This window comes from Streptomyces sp. NPDC046876, from assembly GCF_040645035.1.
In the GTDB taxonomy this organism is placed as follows: Bacteria; Actinomycetota; Actinomycetes; order Streptomycetales; family Streptomycetaceae; genus Streptomyces.
In genome coordinates this window covers 13,094-29,057 of record NZ_JBEYXK010000058.1, presented here as the reverse complement: position 1 = coordinate 29,057, position 15,964 = coordinate 13,094, and the positions used below count along the sequence as shown (strand labels likewise).

At 71.6% G+C, this 15,964-nt stretch carries 17 protein-coding genes; 8 read left to right on the top strand and 9 right to left on the bottom strand.

From position 1 onward, the window contains the following. The first annotated feature begins 296 nt into the window (after positions 1-296). Positions 297-1,490 (top strand): hypothetical protein, encoded by a 1,194-nt coding sequence (locus tag ABZ924_RS25635; protein ID WP_361914161.1) that lies wholly within the window; start codon positions 297-299, stop codon positions 1,488-1,490. Between the two features lie 32 nt (positions 1,491-1,522). Here ABZ924_RS25635 and ABZ924_RS25630 read toward each other — a convergent pair whose 3' ends face one another. Then, positions 1,523-2,446: a LysR family transcriptional regulator gene (locus ABZ924_RS25630; RefSeq protein WP_361914158.1), complete on the bottom strand. Its 924-nt coding sequence runs from the start codon at positions 2,444-2,446 to the stop codon at positions 1,523-1,525. Positions 2,447-2,597: 151 nt separating this feature from the next. Here ABZ924_RS25630 and ABZ924_RS25625 point away from each other — a divergent pair, with 151 nt between their 5' ends. Next, positions 2,598-3,650, top strand: a complete 1,053-nt coding sequence (locus tag ABZ924_RS25625; protein ID WP_361914156.1) for a YncE family protein — start codon at positions 2,598-2,600, stop codon at positions 3,648-3,650. 142 nt (positions 3,651-3,792) lie between these two features. Here the strand turns inward: ABZ924_RS25625 and ABZ924_RS25620 are convergent, their stop codons facing one another. After that, positions 3,793-5,286: an MFS transporter gene (locus ABZ924_RS25620; RefSeq protein WP_361914154.1), complete on the bottom strand. Its 1,494-nt coding sequence runs from the start codon at positions 5,284-5,286 to the stop codon at positions 3,793-3,795. Positions 5,287-5,351: 65 nt separating this feature from the next. Here ABZ924_RS25620 and ABZ924_RS25615 point away from each other — a divergent pair, with 65 nt between their 5' ends. Continuing rightward, positions 5,352-6,149, top strand: a complete 798-nt coding sequence (locus ABZ924_RS25615; protein ID WP_361914151.1) for a helix-turn-helix transcriptional regulator — start codon at positions 5,352-5,354, stop codon at positions 6,147-6,149. A 200-nt stretch (positions 6,150-6,349) separates the two neighbouring features. After that, positions 6,350-7,279 (top strand): DUF4344 domain-containing metallopeptidase, encoded by a 930-nt coding sequence (locus tag ABZ924_RS25610; RefSeq protein ID WP_361914148.1) that lies wholly within the window; start codon positions 6,350-6,352, stop codon positions 7,277-7,279. Between the two features lie 119 nt (positions 7,280-7,398). Here ABZ924_RS25610 and ABZ924_RS25605 read toward each other — a convergent pair whose 3' ends face one another. The 3 genes from ABZ924_RS25605 to ABZ924_RS25595 all read right to left on the bottom strand — a co-directional run bounded on the left by ABZ924_RS25605 (position 7,399) and on the right by ABZ924_RS25595 (position 10,164). After that, the gene (locus tag ABZ924_RS25605) at positions 7,399-7,944 is read right to left on the bottom strand and encodes a hypothetical protein (protein WP_361914145.1); all 546 of its coding nucleotides are present in this window, start codon (positions 7,942-7,944) and stop codon (positions 7,399-7,401) included. Positions 7,945-8,073: 129 nt separating this feature from the next. Further along, positions 8,074-9,828, bottom strand: coding sequence for a sulfate permease (gene sulP / locus ABZ924_RS25600; protein ID WP_361914206.1), 1,755 nt, complete (start codon positions 9,826-9,828; stop codon positions 8,074-8,076). A gap of 60 nt (positions 9,829-9,888) precedes the next feature. Then, entirely contained in the window at positions 9,889-10,164 is a 276-nt protein-coding gene (locus ABZ924_RS25595) for an isoamylase early set domain-containing protein (protein WP_361914143.1), read from the bottom strand. A gap of 195 nt (positions 10,165-10,359) precedes the next feature. On the opposite strand from ABZ924_RS25595, the gene ABZ924_RS25590 reads away from it, so the two are divergent. From ABZ924_RS25590 to ABZ924_RS25580, 3 genes are all read left to right on the top strand, one after another. Then, positions 10,360-11,592: a SpoIIE family protein phosphatase gene (locus ABZ924_RS25590; protein ID WP_361914204.1), complete on the top strand. Its 1,233-nt coding sequence runs from the start codon at positions 10,360-10,362 to the stop codon at positions 11,590-11,592. 178 nt (positions 11,593-11,770) lie between these two features. Further along, complete coding sequence (locus ABZ924_RS25585; RefSeq protein ID WP_361914140.1) at positions 11,771-12,079, top strand: hypothetical protein; 309 nt, start codon at positions 11,771-11,773, stop codon at positions 12,077-12,079. 184 nt (positions 12,080-12,263) lie between these two features. Next, positions 12,264-12,431, top strand: coding sequence for a hypothetical protein (locus ABZ924_RS25580; RefSeq protein ID WP_361914137.1), 168 nt, complete (start codon positions 12,264-12,266; stop codon positions 12,429-12,431). Positions 12,432-12,448: 17 nt separating this feature from the next. On the opposite strand, the gene ABZ924_RS25575 is transcribed toward ABZ924_RS25580, so the two are convergent. The 4 genes from ABZ924_RS25575 to ABZ924_RS25560 all read right to left on the bottom strand — a co-directional run bounded on the left by ABZ924_RS25575 (position 12,449) and on the right by ABZ924_RS25560 (position 15,323). Next, positions 12,449-13,723 carry an MFS transporter gene (locus tag ABZ924_RS25575; RefSeq protein ID WP_361914201.1) on the bottom strand — a complete coding sequence of 425 codons (1,275 nt, stop codon included), beginning with the start codon at positions 13,721-13,723 and terminating at the stop codon, positions 12,449-12,451. 17 nt (positions 13,724-13,740) lie between these two features. Beyond that, positions 13,741-14,280 (bottom strand): winged helix-turn-helix domain-containing protein, encoded by a 540-nt coding sequence (locus ABZ924_RS25570; RefSeq protein ID WP_361914134.1) that lies wholly within the window; start codon positions 14,278-14,280, stop codon positions 13,741-13,743. A 28-nt stretch (positions 14,281-14,308) separates the two neighbouring features. Next, positions 14,309-14,632, bottom strand: coding sequence for a hypothetical protein (locus ABZ924_RS25565; RefSeq protein ID WP_361914198.1), 324 nt, complete (start codon positions 14,630-14,632; stop codon positions 14,309-14,311). Between the two features lie 73 nt (positions 14,633-14,705). Then, positions 14,706-15,323: a DNA polymerase ligase N-terminal domain-containing protein gene (locus ABZ924_RS25560; RefSeq protein ID WP_361914131.1), complete on the bottom strand. Its 618-nt coding sequence runs from the start codon at positions 15,321-15,323 to the stop codon at positions 14,706-14,708. 292 nt (positions 15,324-15,615) lie between these two features. Between ABZ924_RS25560 and ABZ924_RS25555 the strand changes: the two genes are divergently transcribed. Beyond that, positions 15,616-15,957 carry a metalloregulator ArsR/SmtB family transcription factor gene (locus ABZ924_RS25555; protein ID WP_361914128.1) on the top strand — a complete coding sequence of 114 codons (342 nt, stop codon included), beginning with the start codon at positions 15,616-15,618 and terminating at the stop codon, positions 15,955-15,957. Positions 15,958-15,964: the final 7 nt, after the last annotated feature.

The following is a 15,964-nucleotide window of genomic DNA, read 5'->3' as shown; positions in this document are numbered from 1 at the left end:
TGTTCCGTTCGGGTGAGGGCGAAACGATCCGTTCCGTTGCTGACCCGGTGGTGCGGGGGCCGGCTCGGGAGCATGGGTGTGCCCGGCCGGCCGTGGCGCTCGTCTGGGGTCCTCCGGCACCGTGGACGGCCGGCCGGGTGCGCACCCGGCAGGTGGCCGACCGCCCACTGTCTGACCGTTCCGCACTGATGTACAAGTGAGGGCTGTGCAGCATCAGGTGGGCCCGTTCCGGGGGACGGCACAGGGCTCTGCCTGCCGAACCGCGCTCGTTTCGACCGATCGTTTCAGGGGGGATCATGCACATACGTTTACGTGTCTGGATTCTGGCGGGCGCGGGCCTGCTCGCCGTCGGCGCCGGTCCGGCGTACGGGGCCGACACGCCGTCGGCCGAGTCGGCGGCCGGGTCCGTGCAGTACACCGTGCAGGACCTCGGCACCCTGGGCGGTACCCGCAGCGAGGCGACCGCCATCGACGGCAACACCGTCGTCGGGAGCTCGCTGACGAGCGGCGACGCCGCCGAACACGCCTTCGCGTACGACCTGCGCAGGCACACCATGACCGACCTCGGCACGTTGGGGGGCTCCAGCCGGGCGACCGACGTGGAGGGGGACTACGTCGTCGGGGAGTCCCACCTCTCCACCGACGGCCCCGCTCATGGATTCGCCTACAACCTCCGGACCCGCCGCCTCGTCGACATCGGCACTCTCGGCGGCAGCAGCACCAAGATCACCGGCATCGGCGGTGACACCGTCGTGGGGACGTCCTCGCTGTCCGGCGACACGGTCACCCACGCGTTCGCGTACAGCCTGCGCACCCGCACCATGACCGATCTCGGCAGCCTCGCAGGCCCGTCGGGCCGCAGCGCCGCGGCGGCCGTCAGCGGTGCGACCGTCGTGGGCAGCTCCTCCCTGCCGGACACGCCTGCCGCCACGACGCACGGGTTCGCGTACAACCTGCGCACCCGGACGATGACCGACCTCGGCACCCTCGGCGGAAGCTCCAGCACCGCCAACGACATCAGCGGTTCAACCGTGGTCGGCCAGTCCCGAACGGCCGACAACCGCCTCACCGGATACGCCTACGACCTGCGCACCGGCACCCGCACGGACCTGGGAGCCCACTTCCTGACCGCGCAGCTGATCAGCGGGAACACGGTGGTCGGCGGCGACGGCCTGCTGGCCAGCTCGTTCGACCTGACGACGCACACGAGTGCCGTGATCGGCTCCGGGCGCGGCGTCACCGAGGTCAAGCAGATCACCGGCAACGTGGTGGTCGGCAGCAACTTCGCCCCCAACTCCTTCGCCTTCGTCGCCCGCGCCGACAACGGCGACTTCACCTACCTGGCCTCCCTCGGCGGCCGCAACTCCTCCGCGACGCAGGCCAACCGCAACGGCGTCGTCGCAGGCAGGGCAGCGCTTCCGCCCGCCGACCCGACCAACGCGAACGGCCCCTTCCACGCCGCCGTCTGGGTGCCGCACACGGCGGCGTAAGGGGAGCCGGCCACCGGTCGGGCAGGGCGCGGTCAGCCGAGAGCACGAGCGGCTGCCGGCCCCGGCCCGGCCGGGGCCAGGACCGCGGCCGCAAGGTGGTCGCGGAACCAGCGGTGCCCGGGATCCGCCGAGTTGCGGGGGTGCCAGGCCATCCCGAGCTCCAGGGGTTCCAGCTCTAGCGGGACGGGGAACGTCCGCAGTCCCATGGCCGAGACGGTGTCGGGGAGCCAGTCGGCCAGGCTGAGCGCGACGAGGTCGGTGTCCCGGGCGAGCATCATCGCGCTCGTGTGGCTGGGTACGACGACCGCGGTCCGGCGGCGCAGTCCGAGTTCCGCGAGGGCGCTGTCGATGGGCCCGAGGCGCTTGCCGAGCCGGGAGATGCCGATGTGGTCGGCCGCGGCGAAACGACGGGCGTCGATCGGCCCGTCGAAGAGGGGATGCCCGCTGCGGGCGATGCCGACCAGCGGCATCCGGGTGAGCGGCCGGGTCCGGATCTCCGGGTCCAAGTGGCCGAGGACGCCCAGTTCGACGTCCACCCAGCCCTGCCGCAGCCCCGGACCGCCCTCCAGCGCCTCCGGCAGGAAGACGACGTCCACCTGCGGGGCCTCCGCTTGGATCCGCTCGGTCAGGCTCCCGGCCACGCCCACGAGGAGCAGGTCGGTGGCCTGCACCGTGAAGGTGCGCTGCAGATGAGCGGCGTCGAACCCGGCGCCCGGCCGCAGCACGTTGTCGCAGCTGCGCAGCAACGCGCCGACCTCGTCGCGGAGTTCCACGGCGCGCGGGGTCGGGACCAGGCCCTGGCCGGCCCGGACCAGCAGGGGGTCGCCGACGGTACGGCGCAGCCGGGCCAGGGTGCGGCTGACCGCTGCGGGCGAGGTGCCCAGGCGCTCCGCGGCGCGGGTCACGCTGTTCTCCTGGAGCAGGGCGTCCAGGACGCGGAGCAGGTTGAGATCCATTGATGTGACTCTCCTGAACTGCATTCTTACGCTTGCGGCAATGATTGAGTGCCAATCTTTGCATTGCTGCCGCACCCGCCGGCATCGGAGAGTGGAGACGCCCGCGAAGAAGACGCGCGGCATTCCCGCTTCACCCGTTGAAGGAGCCGCTGTGCAGCAGTCCCCCCGTACAGGTCGAGAAGGCGACGTACTCGCCGTCGTCAGTCAGAGCGGACCCACGGTCTCGTTCTTCGACGCCGCCTCCGACCGGCACCTCGGCGACGTGCAGGTCCCCGCCGAGCCGCACGAGCTGTGCTACGACCCGACGCAGCGACTGCTGTGGTGCACGCTGACGTACCACTCGGGCTACTACCACGCGAACGGCGGCCGGCGCACCGAGCTGGCCGTCATCGATCCCGACAGCCGCCGCATCGTCGAGGTCGTCGACCTCGCCCCGGAACACGGGCCGCACGGGCTGGCGTTGGACACGGCGCGCGGGCGGCTCTACGTCAGCGTGGAAGGCGCACAGGACCGGCCCGGCGGTGTCGTGGTGATCGACACGGGGACCCGCCGGCCCCTGGGCAGGATCGACACGGACGCGCCCGGCCCGCACTGGTTCGCGATCGATCCGGCGGGGCGCACGGGTTACGCCACCAACAAGGAAGCGCCGTTCGTGTCCGTCGTGGACCTCGAACGGGGCATCCTCACGGCGAAGGTCGAGGTCCCGGGCAGTGAGGGACTCGCCGTCTCCGCCGACGGCACGCACGCCTTCGTCGCGGCGCCGTACGGCAACTTCTCCGCCGGCGCCGAGGGCCGGCCGGCCACCGGTCTGCGCGTCATCGACTCCCGGACGGCGTCCGTCGTCGACACCCTGCCGACGGAGAACGTCATCCTGCCGGTGCACCTGACGTCGACGGGCAAGCTGCTCGCGGGCGAGTTGCGCATGACGGCTGAGCCGGGGGCGCAACTCGGACGCCACGCACCGGGCCGGCTCACCGTGTTCAGCGCCGACACCCGCAAGCAGCTGGGTGAGGTCGAGGTCGGCCTCTTCCCGCTGACCATCACCTCCTCTCCGGACGGCCGACTCGGCTACGTGTCCTGCGTCGTCTCCTCCACCGTCGACATCGTCGACCTGGAAACGCTGGAGCGCCTGGCCCAGCTGGACATCGCCAAGCTCGGCGAACCCGGCGCGCACGGCCTGGCGTACATCCCGCGCCCCGCTTGACCCTTTGGGGGCCTGTCCGGCCGATCACGCTGCTCGGCAGCTCGTGCGGCGCGAAGACGAGGGCCGGACAGGAAGTCGCCCCGGACGCTGACGCGGTTGGCGTCCGGGGGCGGCAGTGGGAGCCTCCCGCGGGGGTGCGGGATCACCGTGCTGCCCCACCCCTGCCCACCCGCCGCACCATGACGCCGGCGAGAGCGGACCCGAGCAGGAAGGCGCCCGCCGCGATGAGGGCGGAGACGTGGAGCCCGGGGAGCCGGCCCGTGTCGCCGACGAGCGTGCCGAACAGGGCCACGCCGATCGCGTTGCCGGCCTGGCGCGACACGTTGAACACGGCCGAGGCCACGCCCGCGCCCTCCGCAGGAGCGGCATCCATGATCGCCACGGTTGCCGCCACCACGGTCACCGGCGTCGCCAGGCCCGTCGCCATGAGGGCGAAGAGCAGTACGGCGTACGGGGTCTGCGGCCCGGCGGCGAGCCAGCCCAGGAAGCCGGCCACACCCAGCAGCAGCGCTCCGGCCATCGGGACGTACGGCCCGGTCCGGGCCGTGATGCGGCTCGACAGCGGCGCCGCGAGGAAACCCATGCAGACGGAGGGCAGCAGGGCCAGTCCGGTCTCCAGCGCGCTGAAGCCGCGCTCCTGCTGGAAGTACAGCGTGGCGACGAACAGCATCCCGTAATACCCGAGGCTGAGCAGCAGGCCGACGGCGTTCGTAGTGGCGAGCCGGCGGTCGCGGACCAAGGAAAGCGGCAGCAACGGCTTCCTGCACCCGCCGTGCGACGGCCGTACGGCGAGCCCCTTCTCCAAGTGCCGTTCCACCGCGACGAAGGCGCCCAGCGCCACCACTCCCACCGCGAAGGCGGCGACCACCCGGGGCGACGTCCAGCCGGCCGAACCCGCCTCGTTGAGCGCGCCGGCCACCCCGACGAGCCCCAGCACGCCGAGCACCTGGCCCGCCGGGTCCATCCGGCCTGCCTGCTGCTTTCGGGCGGCCGCCACCCGTACGTGGCGCAGCGTCATCACCGCGGCGAGCGCCGCCACGGGCAGGTTCACCCAGAACACCCACCTCCAGTCCAGACCGGACACGAGCAGGCCGCCGACCGCCGGCCCGGCGCCGAACGCCACGGCCGAGATCAGCCCCCAGATGCCCACTGCCCGGGCGCGTTGGGCGCGATCCGGATACGCCGCCTGCAGCAGCGCGAAGGAGGCCGGGACGAGGAAGGCCGCCCCGGCCCCCTGCGCGAGCCGGCCACCGATCAGCACGCCGGCCACCGGAGCCAGGGCGCAGCCGGCCGAGGCCGCGGTGAACACGGCCAGTCCGAGGAGATACAGGGGCCGGTGCCCGAAGCGGTCGCCGAGCCCGCCCCCCAGGAGCAGCAGCCCCGCGAAGAAGGTGCTGTATCCGTCGACGACCCATTGCAGGCCGGACGGTCCGGCACCGAGCGAGCTCTGGATGCTCGGCGCCGCCACGTTGACGACGGTGACGTCGAGCATGACGAGGAAGTAGCCGAGACTCAGCGCGATGAGCGGCGGCAGCGGCAACCCCGGCCGCTTCGCAGGGACTGCCTCATCGCCCGGCCGGACCAGAAGGTCCGATGCACCGGAGACGGGTGTGGCGGAGAAGTCGGTGGAACCCATGCCGTCAGTCTCGACGCCGAACACTTCGTCGGCCGGCGAAGCATGGCGCACATAGCATGGAGCCCATGCCGACGCCGATGCCCGCACCCCTCGCGGGCAAGCCCCACGCCGACCGGCTGAACCATCAGCCCGACATCGCCCGCGCCGCCGCCCTGATCGCCGACCCCTCCCGCGCACGCATCCTGAAGGCGCTCGGCGACGGCCGCGCCCTGTCGGCCACGATGCTCGCCGCGGAGGCGGGAGTGGGCGCTCCGACGGCAAGCGTCCACCTGGCCAAGCTGGTCGAGGCCGGTCTGATCACGGTGGAAAGCGTCGGGCGCAGCCGGTACCACCGACTGGCCGGGCCCGAGGTCAGCCTGGCGCTGGAAGCCCTCGCCGTGATCGCGCCCCCGCTCCCCATCACGACCCTGCGCGAGAGCGGCCACGCGAACGCGCTGCGCCGGTCCCGTACGTGCTACGACCACCTGGCGGGCCGGCTCGGTGTTGCGTTGATGGGCGCACTGCTCGACCGCGGCATCCTCACCGGACACGACGGCATCCACCGCCAGGAGGAGGCGGTGCGCGACCGGGCTTCCGGCTACGGACGCGACCGCGACTACCGGCTCACAGCGGCCGGCCGCGAAGCGCTGGGCCGCTTCGGCGTCGACGTCGCCGCCCTGCCCGGGCGCCGACCGCTCGTCCGGTACTGCGTGGACTGGAGCGAACAGCAACACCACCTGGCCGGGGGAGTGGGCGCGGCCATCACCGCACGGCTTTTCCGACTCGACTGGCTCCGCTACGGGGTGAGCCCGCGCGTGGTCCACCTCACCGACGCCGGCGTCGACGGCATCGCCGAATGGCTCGGGTTGCACCTCGAAGACTGACCGACCGACGGCGGACCCGACGGACCCATCGACAGAACGCAAATCGCCGCAAACAGATCATTGTGGACCGGGGGCCGGTCGACCATAATCCGCGTGTCCGCTTCGAGTCCTGCCTCCGGCGCCGCTATGTGGCTCCCGATCCCTTTGATCGAAGAAAAGAGCTGACCAGAGTGCTGAGCAGCAGCAGACACCCGGCCGGGTTGAGGACCGCTCTGGCGGGGGCGCTGCTCGTCACCGGCCTCGCGATCGTCTCCTGTGGCGGCAACGGCAACGCGGCTGCCGCGAACGGCCAGGTGACGGTCGTCTACGAGGACGACGCGGCGATGAGTCCGGAGCACCGGCAGGCGGTGGCCGCGATCCGGAAGTCTCGCGTCCTCGAACAGACCGCCGACTGGGTGAACAAGACGGTGGTCCTTCCCCATGACCTGACCGTGAAGGTCACGGACAAGGTCCCGCCGGGGGTTACGGATGCGGTCACACAGCCCGACGGCAGGACGATCTATGTGCCCCCGGCGTTCCTGGTCCAGCTCAAGGGCGCCCTCGGCAACGTGGTCAAGACGGTCAAGCGCCCCGCCCTGTTTCCCGAGGCCCAGTACAACGTCGACGATCTGACGGCCCTGTCGACCCAGTTCATCCTCGGCCACGAAATGGGCCACGCCCTGCAGCGTCAGCTGGCCCTTCCCAACCTCGGCCTCGAAGAGGACGCCGCCGACGGGTTCGCGTCGTTCCACACCGTCAACGAGGTCGGCCCGGGACCGTCGCTGGCAGCCGCCCTCCTCTTCGACGAGCTCGCCCGCAGGGAGGGCAAGCTGACGCTGGAGGGGTTCTCGAGCGACCACCCGGTCACCCAGCAACGGGTCTTCAACTTCCTTTGCCACCTCGAAGGGAGCGACCGGAACAAGTACCGCGAACCCTTGGTCGACGCCGGTTACTTGCCCAAAACCCGCGCCCCGTTGTGCCCGCAGGCATGGGCGATGCTGGACTACGGCTGGTGGACCCAACTGAAGCCGCACTTCAGCAGGGCGTTCAAGGACGAGGGTGACAAGACGCAGGGGAACGCACACGACCGGCTGATCGCGGAGACGAAAGCCTTCGAGAAGGAGCTCGACAAGATCCGCAGCGGGCAATGACTGCCTCGGACCAGCGCGCGCTGGTCTCGGCGTAGGGCGCACCGCTGCGACCAGGGGGAGAGCTCCGGCTACTGGACAGTCACTTCCCACAGCGCAGGGTTCGGCCCGGAGCCTCCGTGTCAACCACAGGACGGCACGGGCTGCAAGGCCCTGATCTCACTGAGCGCCACCCTGACGGTGCGGTCGTCCGCCCGGAGGGCCACGTACCCGTAGTCGCTCTTGCTCAGCGGCCCGCAGACCGTCTCCGCCTCGGTGTCCACGCGGACGAGGCTCCGTGCCGGAGGGCTGGCGGCCTGCGCGGGCCACCAGGCAGCGGACGCCGACAGGGTGATCAGCGCCACGGCCGTGAAGGTGAGGACGATGCCCCTGCGCAGGCTACGACCGATGCGGCGCGGGTCAGCCGCGCGAGCCCCGGTCCGGTAGAGGGGCCAGGCGGCGTGGCCGACGAGGAAGATGGCGCAGCAGGCAACGGCCAGGGCACTCAGCGCCAGCAGCCCGGCCACCACCTGAATGCCGCGCGGGACGCCGGTCGGTCCGCTGCCCTTGAGCACCCCGCACAGGCCGATGAAGCCGAGAACGGCCAGTTGGATCCCCTGCCAGCCCTTGGCAGCCGCCCGCAGGTCGTCCGGGGCCGGTGTCTGTCCCTGCGCGGCGTCAGTCGTCATGCCTTCAGCCCCTCTCCGCGGTTCGATCGTCGCAGCCGTACCCACCGGCCGCGGCACACCACCCCCGGCGAGGCGCTTCCGTTCACCCGCCCGCCGTACCACCGGTTCCCCGCGGTCCTCATGCCGTGGTCACTCGGTGTCGGTCGGCGGCTCCCACTCCGCTCCGGTGCGCAGGCGGTAGGCGGCGACGGCGGCCTCCACGGTGGGGAAGAAGTGCCGGGGGTCGATGGTGCGGGTGAGCTCGTACCGCTCGATCTTCCGCCGTACGGGGTCCTTGAGCTCGGCGAACACGAGGTGGACGCGGTCCGCGTTGAGCTTCTCGTCGAGCTCCTCCAGGACGTCGGCGGCGGTGGTGTCCACATCCGTCATGGGCTCCGCCGCGACCACGATCCACTCCGGCCGCGGGTCCGAGTCGGCCAGCCGCCTGATCTCGTCGCGGAACGTCCTGGCGTTGGCGAAGAAGAGCGGGGCGTCGAACCGGTAGATCACCAGGCCCGGAAGCCGCGCGGCCTCCGGGTAGGAGCGGACGTCGTGATAGCCCTCCAGGCCCCCCACCCGCCCCAGCACGGTGTGGTACGGCCACCAGGCGCGCCGGAAGACGTTGAGCACGGACAGGCCCACGGCGATGGCGATCCCGGGCAGCACGCCGAGCAGGGCCACGCCGACGAAGGCCACACAGCACAACAGGAAGTCCGTCCGGCTCTGCCGCCACAGGCGTACGGCCCCGGGGACGTCGGCCAGGGACAGCGAGGCGGTGATGACCACGGCGGCGAGGGCCGGCTGGGGCAGATTGCGGAACAGGCCCGGAGCGAGCACGAGCATGAGGACGATCAGCGCCGCCCCGACGACCCCGGTGAGCTGGCTGCGGGCCCCCGCGCGCTCCGCCACCGCCGTGCGGGATCCGCTCGTACTGACGGGGAAGCCCTGGAAGAGACCCGCCGCCAGGTTGGCCACCCCGATGCCCGCCATCTCCTGGTTGCCGCGGACCTCCTGCCCGGTGCGGGCGGCGAAGGCCGACGCGTTGGAGATCGTGTCCGCCAGGGAGACCAGCGCGATGCCCACCGCACCGCCGAAGAGCAACGCCAGGTCTCCGAGCCGCACTTCGGGGATCGTGAACGGCGGGAAGCCTCCGGGCAGCTCCCCGACCAGCTCCACTCCGTGCGCGCCGAGGTCGAGGACGGCGGCCGCGCCGACCGCCAGGACCACCATCACCAGCACCGCGGGCACCTTGGGCAGGAAGCGCTGCACCCCCAGCACGACGACGATCCCGCCGACACCGACCGCGGCGGCGGCCGGTACCGCCGCCCCGCCGGCCAGGGCCCGTACGACACCCACGAACTCGCCGATCAGGTTGTCCGCCTCGACTTCGAAGCCGAGCAGTTTGGGCAGCTGGCCGATCAGAATCGTCAGGGCCAGCCCGTTCATGTAGCCGATCATGGTCGGCTTGGAGATCAGATCGGCGATGAAGCCCAGCTTCGCCACCGATGCCAGGATCATGATCGCCGCCACCATGAGCGCGAGCACCGACGCCAGTGCCACGGCCCGGGTGGGATCCCCGCCGCCCGCCGCCAGCGGCAGCACGGTGGCGGCGATCATCGGCCCCAGCGAGGAGTCGGGGCCCAACACCAGGATCCGGGAGGGCCCGCACACCGCGTAACCGAGCAGACAGAGGATCGTCGTGTACAGGCCGGTGATGGCGGGCAGGCCCGCCAACTCCGCGTACGCCATGCCTTGCGGCACCAGCAACGTCGTCAGGACGACACCCGCGACCAGGTCCTTGACCAGCCACTCCCGCCGGTAGGAGGACACCGCGCGGATCCCGGGAACGGCCCGCAACCGGCCGAGGAGACCGCGGCCCCCGCGCTGCGTGTGGTGCGGGGGCAGGGGCCGCGCTCCTGGTGGGGGCGGTCCCTGTGCCTGCGGATCGGGCATGGCCGTGGGGGATCAGGTGTGGAGGTGGCTGTTGGTGCCGTCGTGCCCGTCGGCGGCATCGTCGTTGAACCAGTAGTCGCCGGCGGCGAGGTAGCGGAAGTGGTGGGTGCTGTGGGCGGGAAGGCTGACGCTGGCGGCGCGGGTGCCGTCGCCGCGGGGGGTGAGGGGGTGGGCGGCGGGGTTCCAGTGGTTGAAGTCGCCGACGACGCTGACCGGCCCGTCGGGGGTGCCGTCGGGCAGGATGAAGGTGATCTGGGTGCGGCCCTTGATCTTCTTGCGTTCGAGCACGGAGACTCCCGGCCATGTAGGTGAGGGGTTCGACCCGTGCATCCTGGTCCGCGCATTCGGGTGCTGCTGCTGCACACGCCCGCGCGGGTCGCGGACATCACCCGGCCGGTGGCCACGGACGACTGGCATCGTGGGAGCCACAAGACCCGACCGGTTGGCCGTGCAGGCGGCAGGCGGCAGGCGGCAGGTGGAATGGTGAATGAACCCGTCATCGACTATCAGACCGTGTTCCGGGCCCTTCCCGCCGGGATCGCGCTCCTGACCCCCGACCTGGTGTACGCGGACGTCAACGAGGCGTTCCTGGCACTGGCCGGGCGCACCCGCGGCCAGATCATCGGCCGCTACATCTTCGACGTCTTCCCGGACAACCCCAACGACCCCGCAGCGAACGGCATGCGCAACCTGTACGCCTCTCTTCGGCGCGTCGCCACCACCGGCGAGCGCGACACCATGGCCCTGCAGCGCTACGACGTGGAGGACGCCGACCACCCCGGGGTATGGCAGGAGCGGTACTGGAGCCCGGTCAACGTCCCCGTCTTCGCCCCCGACGGCACCGTGGCCCTGCTGCTGCACCGCGTCGAGGAGGTCACCGAACTCATCAAGGCCCGCGGAACCCGCCGCGGCAGCGACCGCACCCAGGTCCTCGAAGCCGAGCTCTACACCCGCGCCCGGGAACTACAGGAACTCAACGAACGGCTGCGCCAGGCACACGCCCGCGAACGCGAGGTCGCCCTCCACCTCCAACAGGCGATGCTGCCCGCGCCCCGCCCCCTCGGCCACCACCGCGCCGCCGTCCGCTACCAGCCCGCGATGGGCGCCCTGAACGTATGCGGCGACTGGTACGACCTCGTCGACATGCCCGAGTCAGGCCGCACGGCCGTCGCCGTCGGCGACGTCGTCGGCCACGGACTGCACGCGGCCGGCGTCATGGGCCAGCTCCGCAGCGCCCTGTCCGCCGCCTCCCACGTCGCCGCCGGCCCCGCACGCGCCCTCGAAGTCCTCGGACTGTACGCGCGCTCCGTCGACGGCGCCGAATCCACCACCGCCGCCTCCGTCTTCATCGACTGGAACAGCCGCACCCTCACCTACAGCAGCGCCGGCCACCCCCCGCCCGCCCTCTGCCACCCCGACGGCACCGTCACCTTCCTGGACCAGGCCACCGACCCACCGCTCGGCGCCCGCCCGGACCACGTCCCCCGCCCCGAGGCCCACACCGCCTTCACCGAGGGCTGTGTCCTGGTCCTCTACACCGACGGGCTCATCGAACGCCGCCGTGAGGACATCGACACCGGCCTCGCCCGGCTCGCCCGCGCCCTGGCCCGCCACCGCACCGCCGACCCCGAAACCCTCTCCGACGCCCTCCTGGCCGACCTGATCCCGCCCGCGGGCGCAACCGACGACACCGCCCTGATCACCCTGCACCTGTGACCTCGAAAAGCACACCAGGCGTTGGACCGTGCGCACTGGCGCCCCGCAGGTCGCGGGGGACGCGGCGACCCGGTTCCTCACCCGGCACCTGAAGTGAAGCGTGGGGGTGTTGACCTCAAGTCCGGTTGAGCTTCTAGGTTCGGGGCTGCCGATGTCGACGTACCGGAAAGGAACGGTCATGAGGACGCTGGTGCTGGGAAGAACGCCCGCCAGGGTGACGGAGGTACTGGCCACGCTGCGCGCGGACGGCTTTGACGCGGAGGGGGTGAGCACCGACGACGAGGCCCGAAAGCTGTTGGAGACCGAGGAGTTCGGGGTGCTGATCATTGGCGGAGGTGTGGAGCCGGATTCCCGCGCAGCGCTCAAGGAGTTCGCGGCAAGGCACCGGGTGCGACGGGTGATCGACGGCGCGCTGACGAAGCCGTTCGACGCCTACGTACGGCGGGAGTTCGAGCCGCTAATCCGGGAGACCGCCGCCAAAGGGTGACGGTTCGGCGTGAGGGGTGTACGACGAGGAGCATTGCGGCTGTTGTTCGGCCACGACGGGGACCTGAGGCTCCTGCCGCCAGCGCTTCGTGATCCGGGCGGGCGGGCTTCGCCGCCGCTGCCCTGGCCGAGTACGGCTGATCAAGATCGCGCACGACGGGTCCGAGGTCAGGATTCCCTCCCTGGTGTGGCCTTACTGGGCCACCGCGGCCCTCCTCCTGTGCGCCGACGCCCTCGGCGGGGCCGGCCTCCCCGCCGACACCGACCGGATCGCGGGCCACGCCGAGCACGCCGTAGCGCACGGGCGCCACTCGTCGCGCCCCGCCGGGAACGTGGCATCCGATGTGTGGTGACGCCTTGGCGGCAGGCGTCACGACAAGTCGGGCGCACTCTCCTGGGCGAGGTCCTTGGATACCGGGTGATCTGGACCGCTGACCGGGGCGGCGGCGCGCAGCGCCGCTTCGACCCGGCGGTTGTTGGTCATGGATGCCGTGACGGCCGTCATCGCCAGGAGGAGGACGGCGGCGGCGTAGAGCGGGGTGCGGATGTCGTAGGCGGTGGCCAGCCAGCCGCCGAGGAAGGCTCCGAACGGGGCGGCGCACATGGCCAGCATGCGGGAGGTGGAGGCGACGCGGCCCATGAGGTGGGCCGGGACGATCGCCTGCCGGAGGGAGGGCCCGAGCACCATCGTGGCGCCCATGCCGGCCCCGCAGACGGCGAGCGCCAGCCCGGCCGCGTACGGGTTCGGGGCAGCGGCGAGGCCGAGGATGGCCAGCCCTTCGACAGCAGCCGTGCAGGTCAGCGCGGTGCCGGTGCCGAGTCGCCGGCCGAGGAAGGAGGCGATGCCTGCACCGAGCAGGCCGCCGGTGGCCTCCGCCGTGAGGAGCAGGCCGAAGCCGTAGGTGTCGATGCCGAGGCGGTCGTGCGCGAAGAGGGCGAGGACGGTCTCCACGGCGAGGAAGGCGATGTTCCCGACCGCCGGGCGGAGCGCTAGCCCGAGCAGCAGCCGGTCCCGGAAGACGTACGAGGCCCCGGCCCGAGCCTGCCGCAGCAGCGACTCGCGGACCTCCGGCGCCGGCCGGGGCATGGCAGGAAGCGACCGTACGAGCAGTGCGGAGAGCATGAACGACACCGCGTCGGCGAGCAGCGGGACCGCCCGTCCGAGCGCGAGCAGCGCACTGCCCGCAGGCGGCCCCGCGAAGCCCGACATGGCGGTCTGCGCCCCGCGCAGGCGGGAGTTGGCTCGCTCCAGAAGTGCGGGGTCGCGGCCGAGCAGATCCGGCAGATAGGCCGTGGCGGCCGTGTCGAAGAAGAGTCCGCCGAGGCCGAGCAGGAAGGCGACGGCCGCGAGCAGCGCAATGCTCAGCACGTCGAGCGCGGCCGCTGCCGCCGGTATCGCCAGCAGCACCGCACGCGCCGCGTCGGTGACCCACATCGTGCGCCGACGGTCCCAGCGGTCCACCAGCGCACCGCCCAGCACCCCGAAGAGCAGCCACGGCAGCGTCCCGGCGGCCGAGACGACGGCGAGCGCCATCGGATCGCGCGTCAACGTCAACGCGAGCAGCGGCAGCGCGGCATGCGTTACCCCGTCGCCGAGCGAGGACACCGTCTGCGCGGTCCACAGCCGTCCGAACCCGGTCGGCAACTTCCCCACACCCGAGCTCACTTGGCATCCCCCTCGGTCTGCGCGCGCGACGCCGGGTGGAACAGTGCGAAGACGAGCGACGCGTCCGGCAGCGACGGGTCGGACAGCTCCCGGTACTCGTCCGCCAGTGCCTCAAGCCGTGCGCCCAGCTGCGCGAACTGCTCCTCGGTGAGCCTCAGATGCGCCATGCGTACGTGCCGCTCGGCATCCGCCGGCGACGCCTCCAGGTCCGCCACCGCATGGCGCATCAGCACGTCCGGCCCTCCCTCGCCCGGATCCGGCAGCACGAGCGACCGCGCGGCCATGGCGTAGTACCGCTCGGTGACCCCCCGGACCTTCCGCGTCCGTACCACCTTCACCAGGCCGGCCCGCTCCAGCAGCCGTACGTGGTAGCTGGAACTCCCCTTCGCCAGGCCCACCCGCTCGGCGATCTGCGTGATGGTCGCCGGCTCGAAGCGGAGCACGGCCATGATCCGGTGGCGCGTGAGATTGGAGACGGCGCGCAGCTGCTCGTCCGTCGTGACGTGAAACGTCTCGGGAAGATCGTCCGTAGGCATGCGAGCAATGGTCAACGATCCTTGACCATTAAGCAAGGGGCTTTCGCGCAGACCTCCAGAACGCCGGTCGGAGTAACCGGCCCGTGAGGAGAGGCGGTTGGATCGACCGCAGACCTTGATCGTCGGGGTCGGGGAGCGGGGCTCCACCGGTCGTCCGTGAGGAGCCGGTCGGCGTCGCGGTGCCCGCGGTCCTTCTTGCGGGCCGTGGTGGTGAGGCGGTCGGGTGGCGGCCGGTGAGGACGTCGGCGACACCGGCGGCGAAGGCGCGCACGTCGTCGAAGGCGGCGGACCGGTCCAGCGGGACCAGGACGTGCAGGCCGGGCGAGCCGGTGGCCATCAGCAGCGAGGGCAGTTCCAGCTCGCCCAGGAGTTCGTGGAGCCACTGCGCGGCCTCCCGTACGGGCCGGAAGTGCTCGTCGGCGCACTCACGACATCCGCCCTGCAGCGATCTGGCGCAGGGTGCGACCGGTCCGAGCCGAGCGGGCCCGGCGCGGGTCGGGCGTGCCTCGGGTGGAGGCGTGTTCGTCGGCGTGCTTCACCAGCAGCCACGCCTCCCGCTCTCCGCCCTCCCCGCCGCGAAAGCGCGTCAGGGACCAGCCCCCGACCAACTTGCGGCCGTCGAGCCAGAACGAGGCGTGCCCGTCGGCCAGGGCCTTCGCGAAGGGGATCTCCGTGCCGTGCCGGGCCGAGAGGTTGCTGTACGTCCCCTCGTCCCAGACGATCACGGTGCCGGCACCGTATTCGCCTTCGGCGATGGCACCTTCGAACTCCCGGTATTCGAGGGGATGGTCCTCAGTCGGCATGGCCAGCCGCTTGTCGTGAGGGTCTGTCGACGGCCCTTTGGGGACCGCCCAGGACTTCAGCACGCCGTCCGCCTCCAGCCGGAAGTCGAAGTGCAAGGCTGTGGCGTCGTGGATCTGCACCACGAACGAGGGCCGTCCGCCCTCCTTCGGCACATCGGCCGCGCCGGCACCCTTCGGCTCCGTGGTCTTCGCAAAGTCCCTGCGCCGTCGGTACTCGGCCAGCGCCTCTTTGCGCGTCATGCCGCCTCCCGCGTCCCTCCGCCCTCATCTGAACCGCATCCGACTTCCCCTCACCCGCCGTGATCGCGCCAGGCGGACAGGCGACCGGGTGCTCCTTGCGCCATGGCGCCTTCCCCCGCATCGCACCCCCATGTAAGCGGCCGCAGCCGTCCCGACCGGCAGCGGGTCGCAGTATCTGCAAATTGCAAAAATCTGCAATTTCATAGATGCTGTGATGGCTGTGCCCGTAGGTAGCCGCGGGCACAGCACCAGGCGTTTGCCCCGCCCGGGGCGGTGAGAAGGGTGCGAGACCGTGCCGGTTCCGCTGTATCAGGCGAAGGCCGAGTTCTTCAGGATGCTCGGGCACCCGGTGCGGATAAGGGTTCTGGAGCTGCTGCAGGACGGGCCGATGCGGGTGCGTGACCTGCTGGCCGCGATCGAGGTCGAGCCTTCCGCCCTGTCTCAGCAGCTCGCGGTCCTGCGCCGCTCGGGCATCGTCACCGCTGCCCGTGACGGCGCGACGGTGGTGTACGAACTGGCGGGCGGGGACGTCGCGCAGCTGATGGGGGCGGCGCGGCGGATCCTGACCGAGGTCCTGACCGGGCAGAGCGAGCTGCTGGAGGAACTGCGCGAGTCCGAGGTTGCGGCCGCGTGAGCGTGAA

Coding starts and splice junctions, on each gene's coding strand:
- ABZ924_RS25635 (WP_361914161.1), top strand. CDS start 297: ATGCACATACGTTTACGTGTCTGGATTCTGGCGGGCGCGGGCCTGCTC.
- ABZ924_RS25630 (WP_361914158.1), bottom strand. CDS start 2,446: ATGGATCTCAACCTGCTCCGCGTCCTGGACGCCCTGCTCCAGGAGAAC.
- ABZ924_RS25620 (WP_361914154.1), bottom strand. CDS start 5,286: ATGGGTTCCACCGACTTCTCCGCCACACCCGTCTCCGGTGCATCGGAC.
- ABZ924_RS25615 (WP_361914151.1), top strand. CDS start 5,352: ATGCCGACGCCGATGCCCGCACCCCTCGCGGGCAAGCCCCACGCCGAC.
- ABZ924_RS25605 (WP_361914145.1), bottom strand. CDS start 7,944: ATGACGACTGACGCCGCGCAGGGACAGACACCGGCCCCGGACGACCTG.
- ABZ924_RS25585 (WP_361914140.1), top strand. CDS start 11,771: ATGAGGACGCTGGTGCTGGGAAGAACGCCCGCCAGGGTGACGGAGGTA.
- ABZ924_RS25570 (WP_361914134.1), bottom strand. CDS start 14,280: ATGCCTACGGACGATCTTCCCGAGACGTTTCACGTCACGACGGACGAG.
- ABZ924_RS25560 (WP_361914131.1), bottom strand. CDS start 15,323: ATGACGCGCAAAGAGGCGCTGGCCGAGTACCGACGGCGCAGGGACTTT.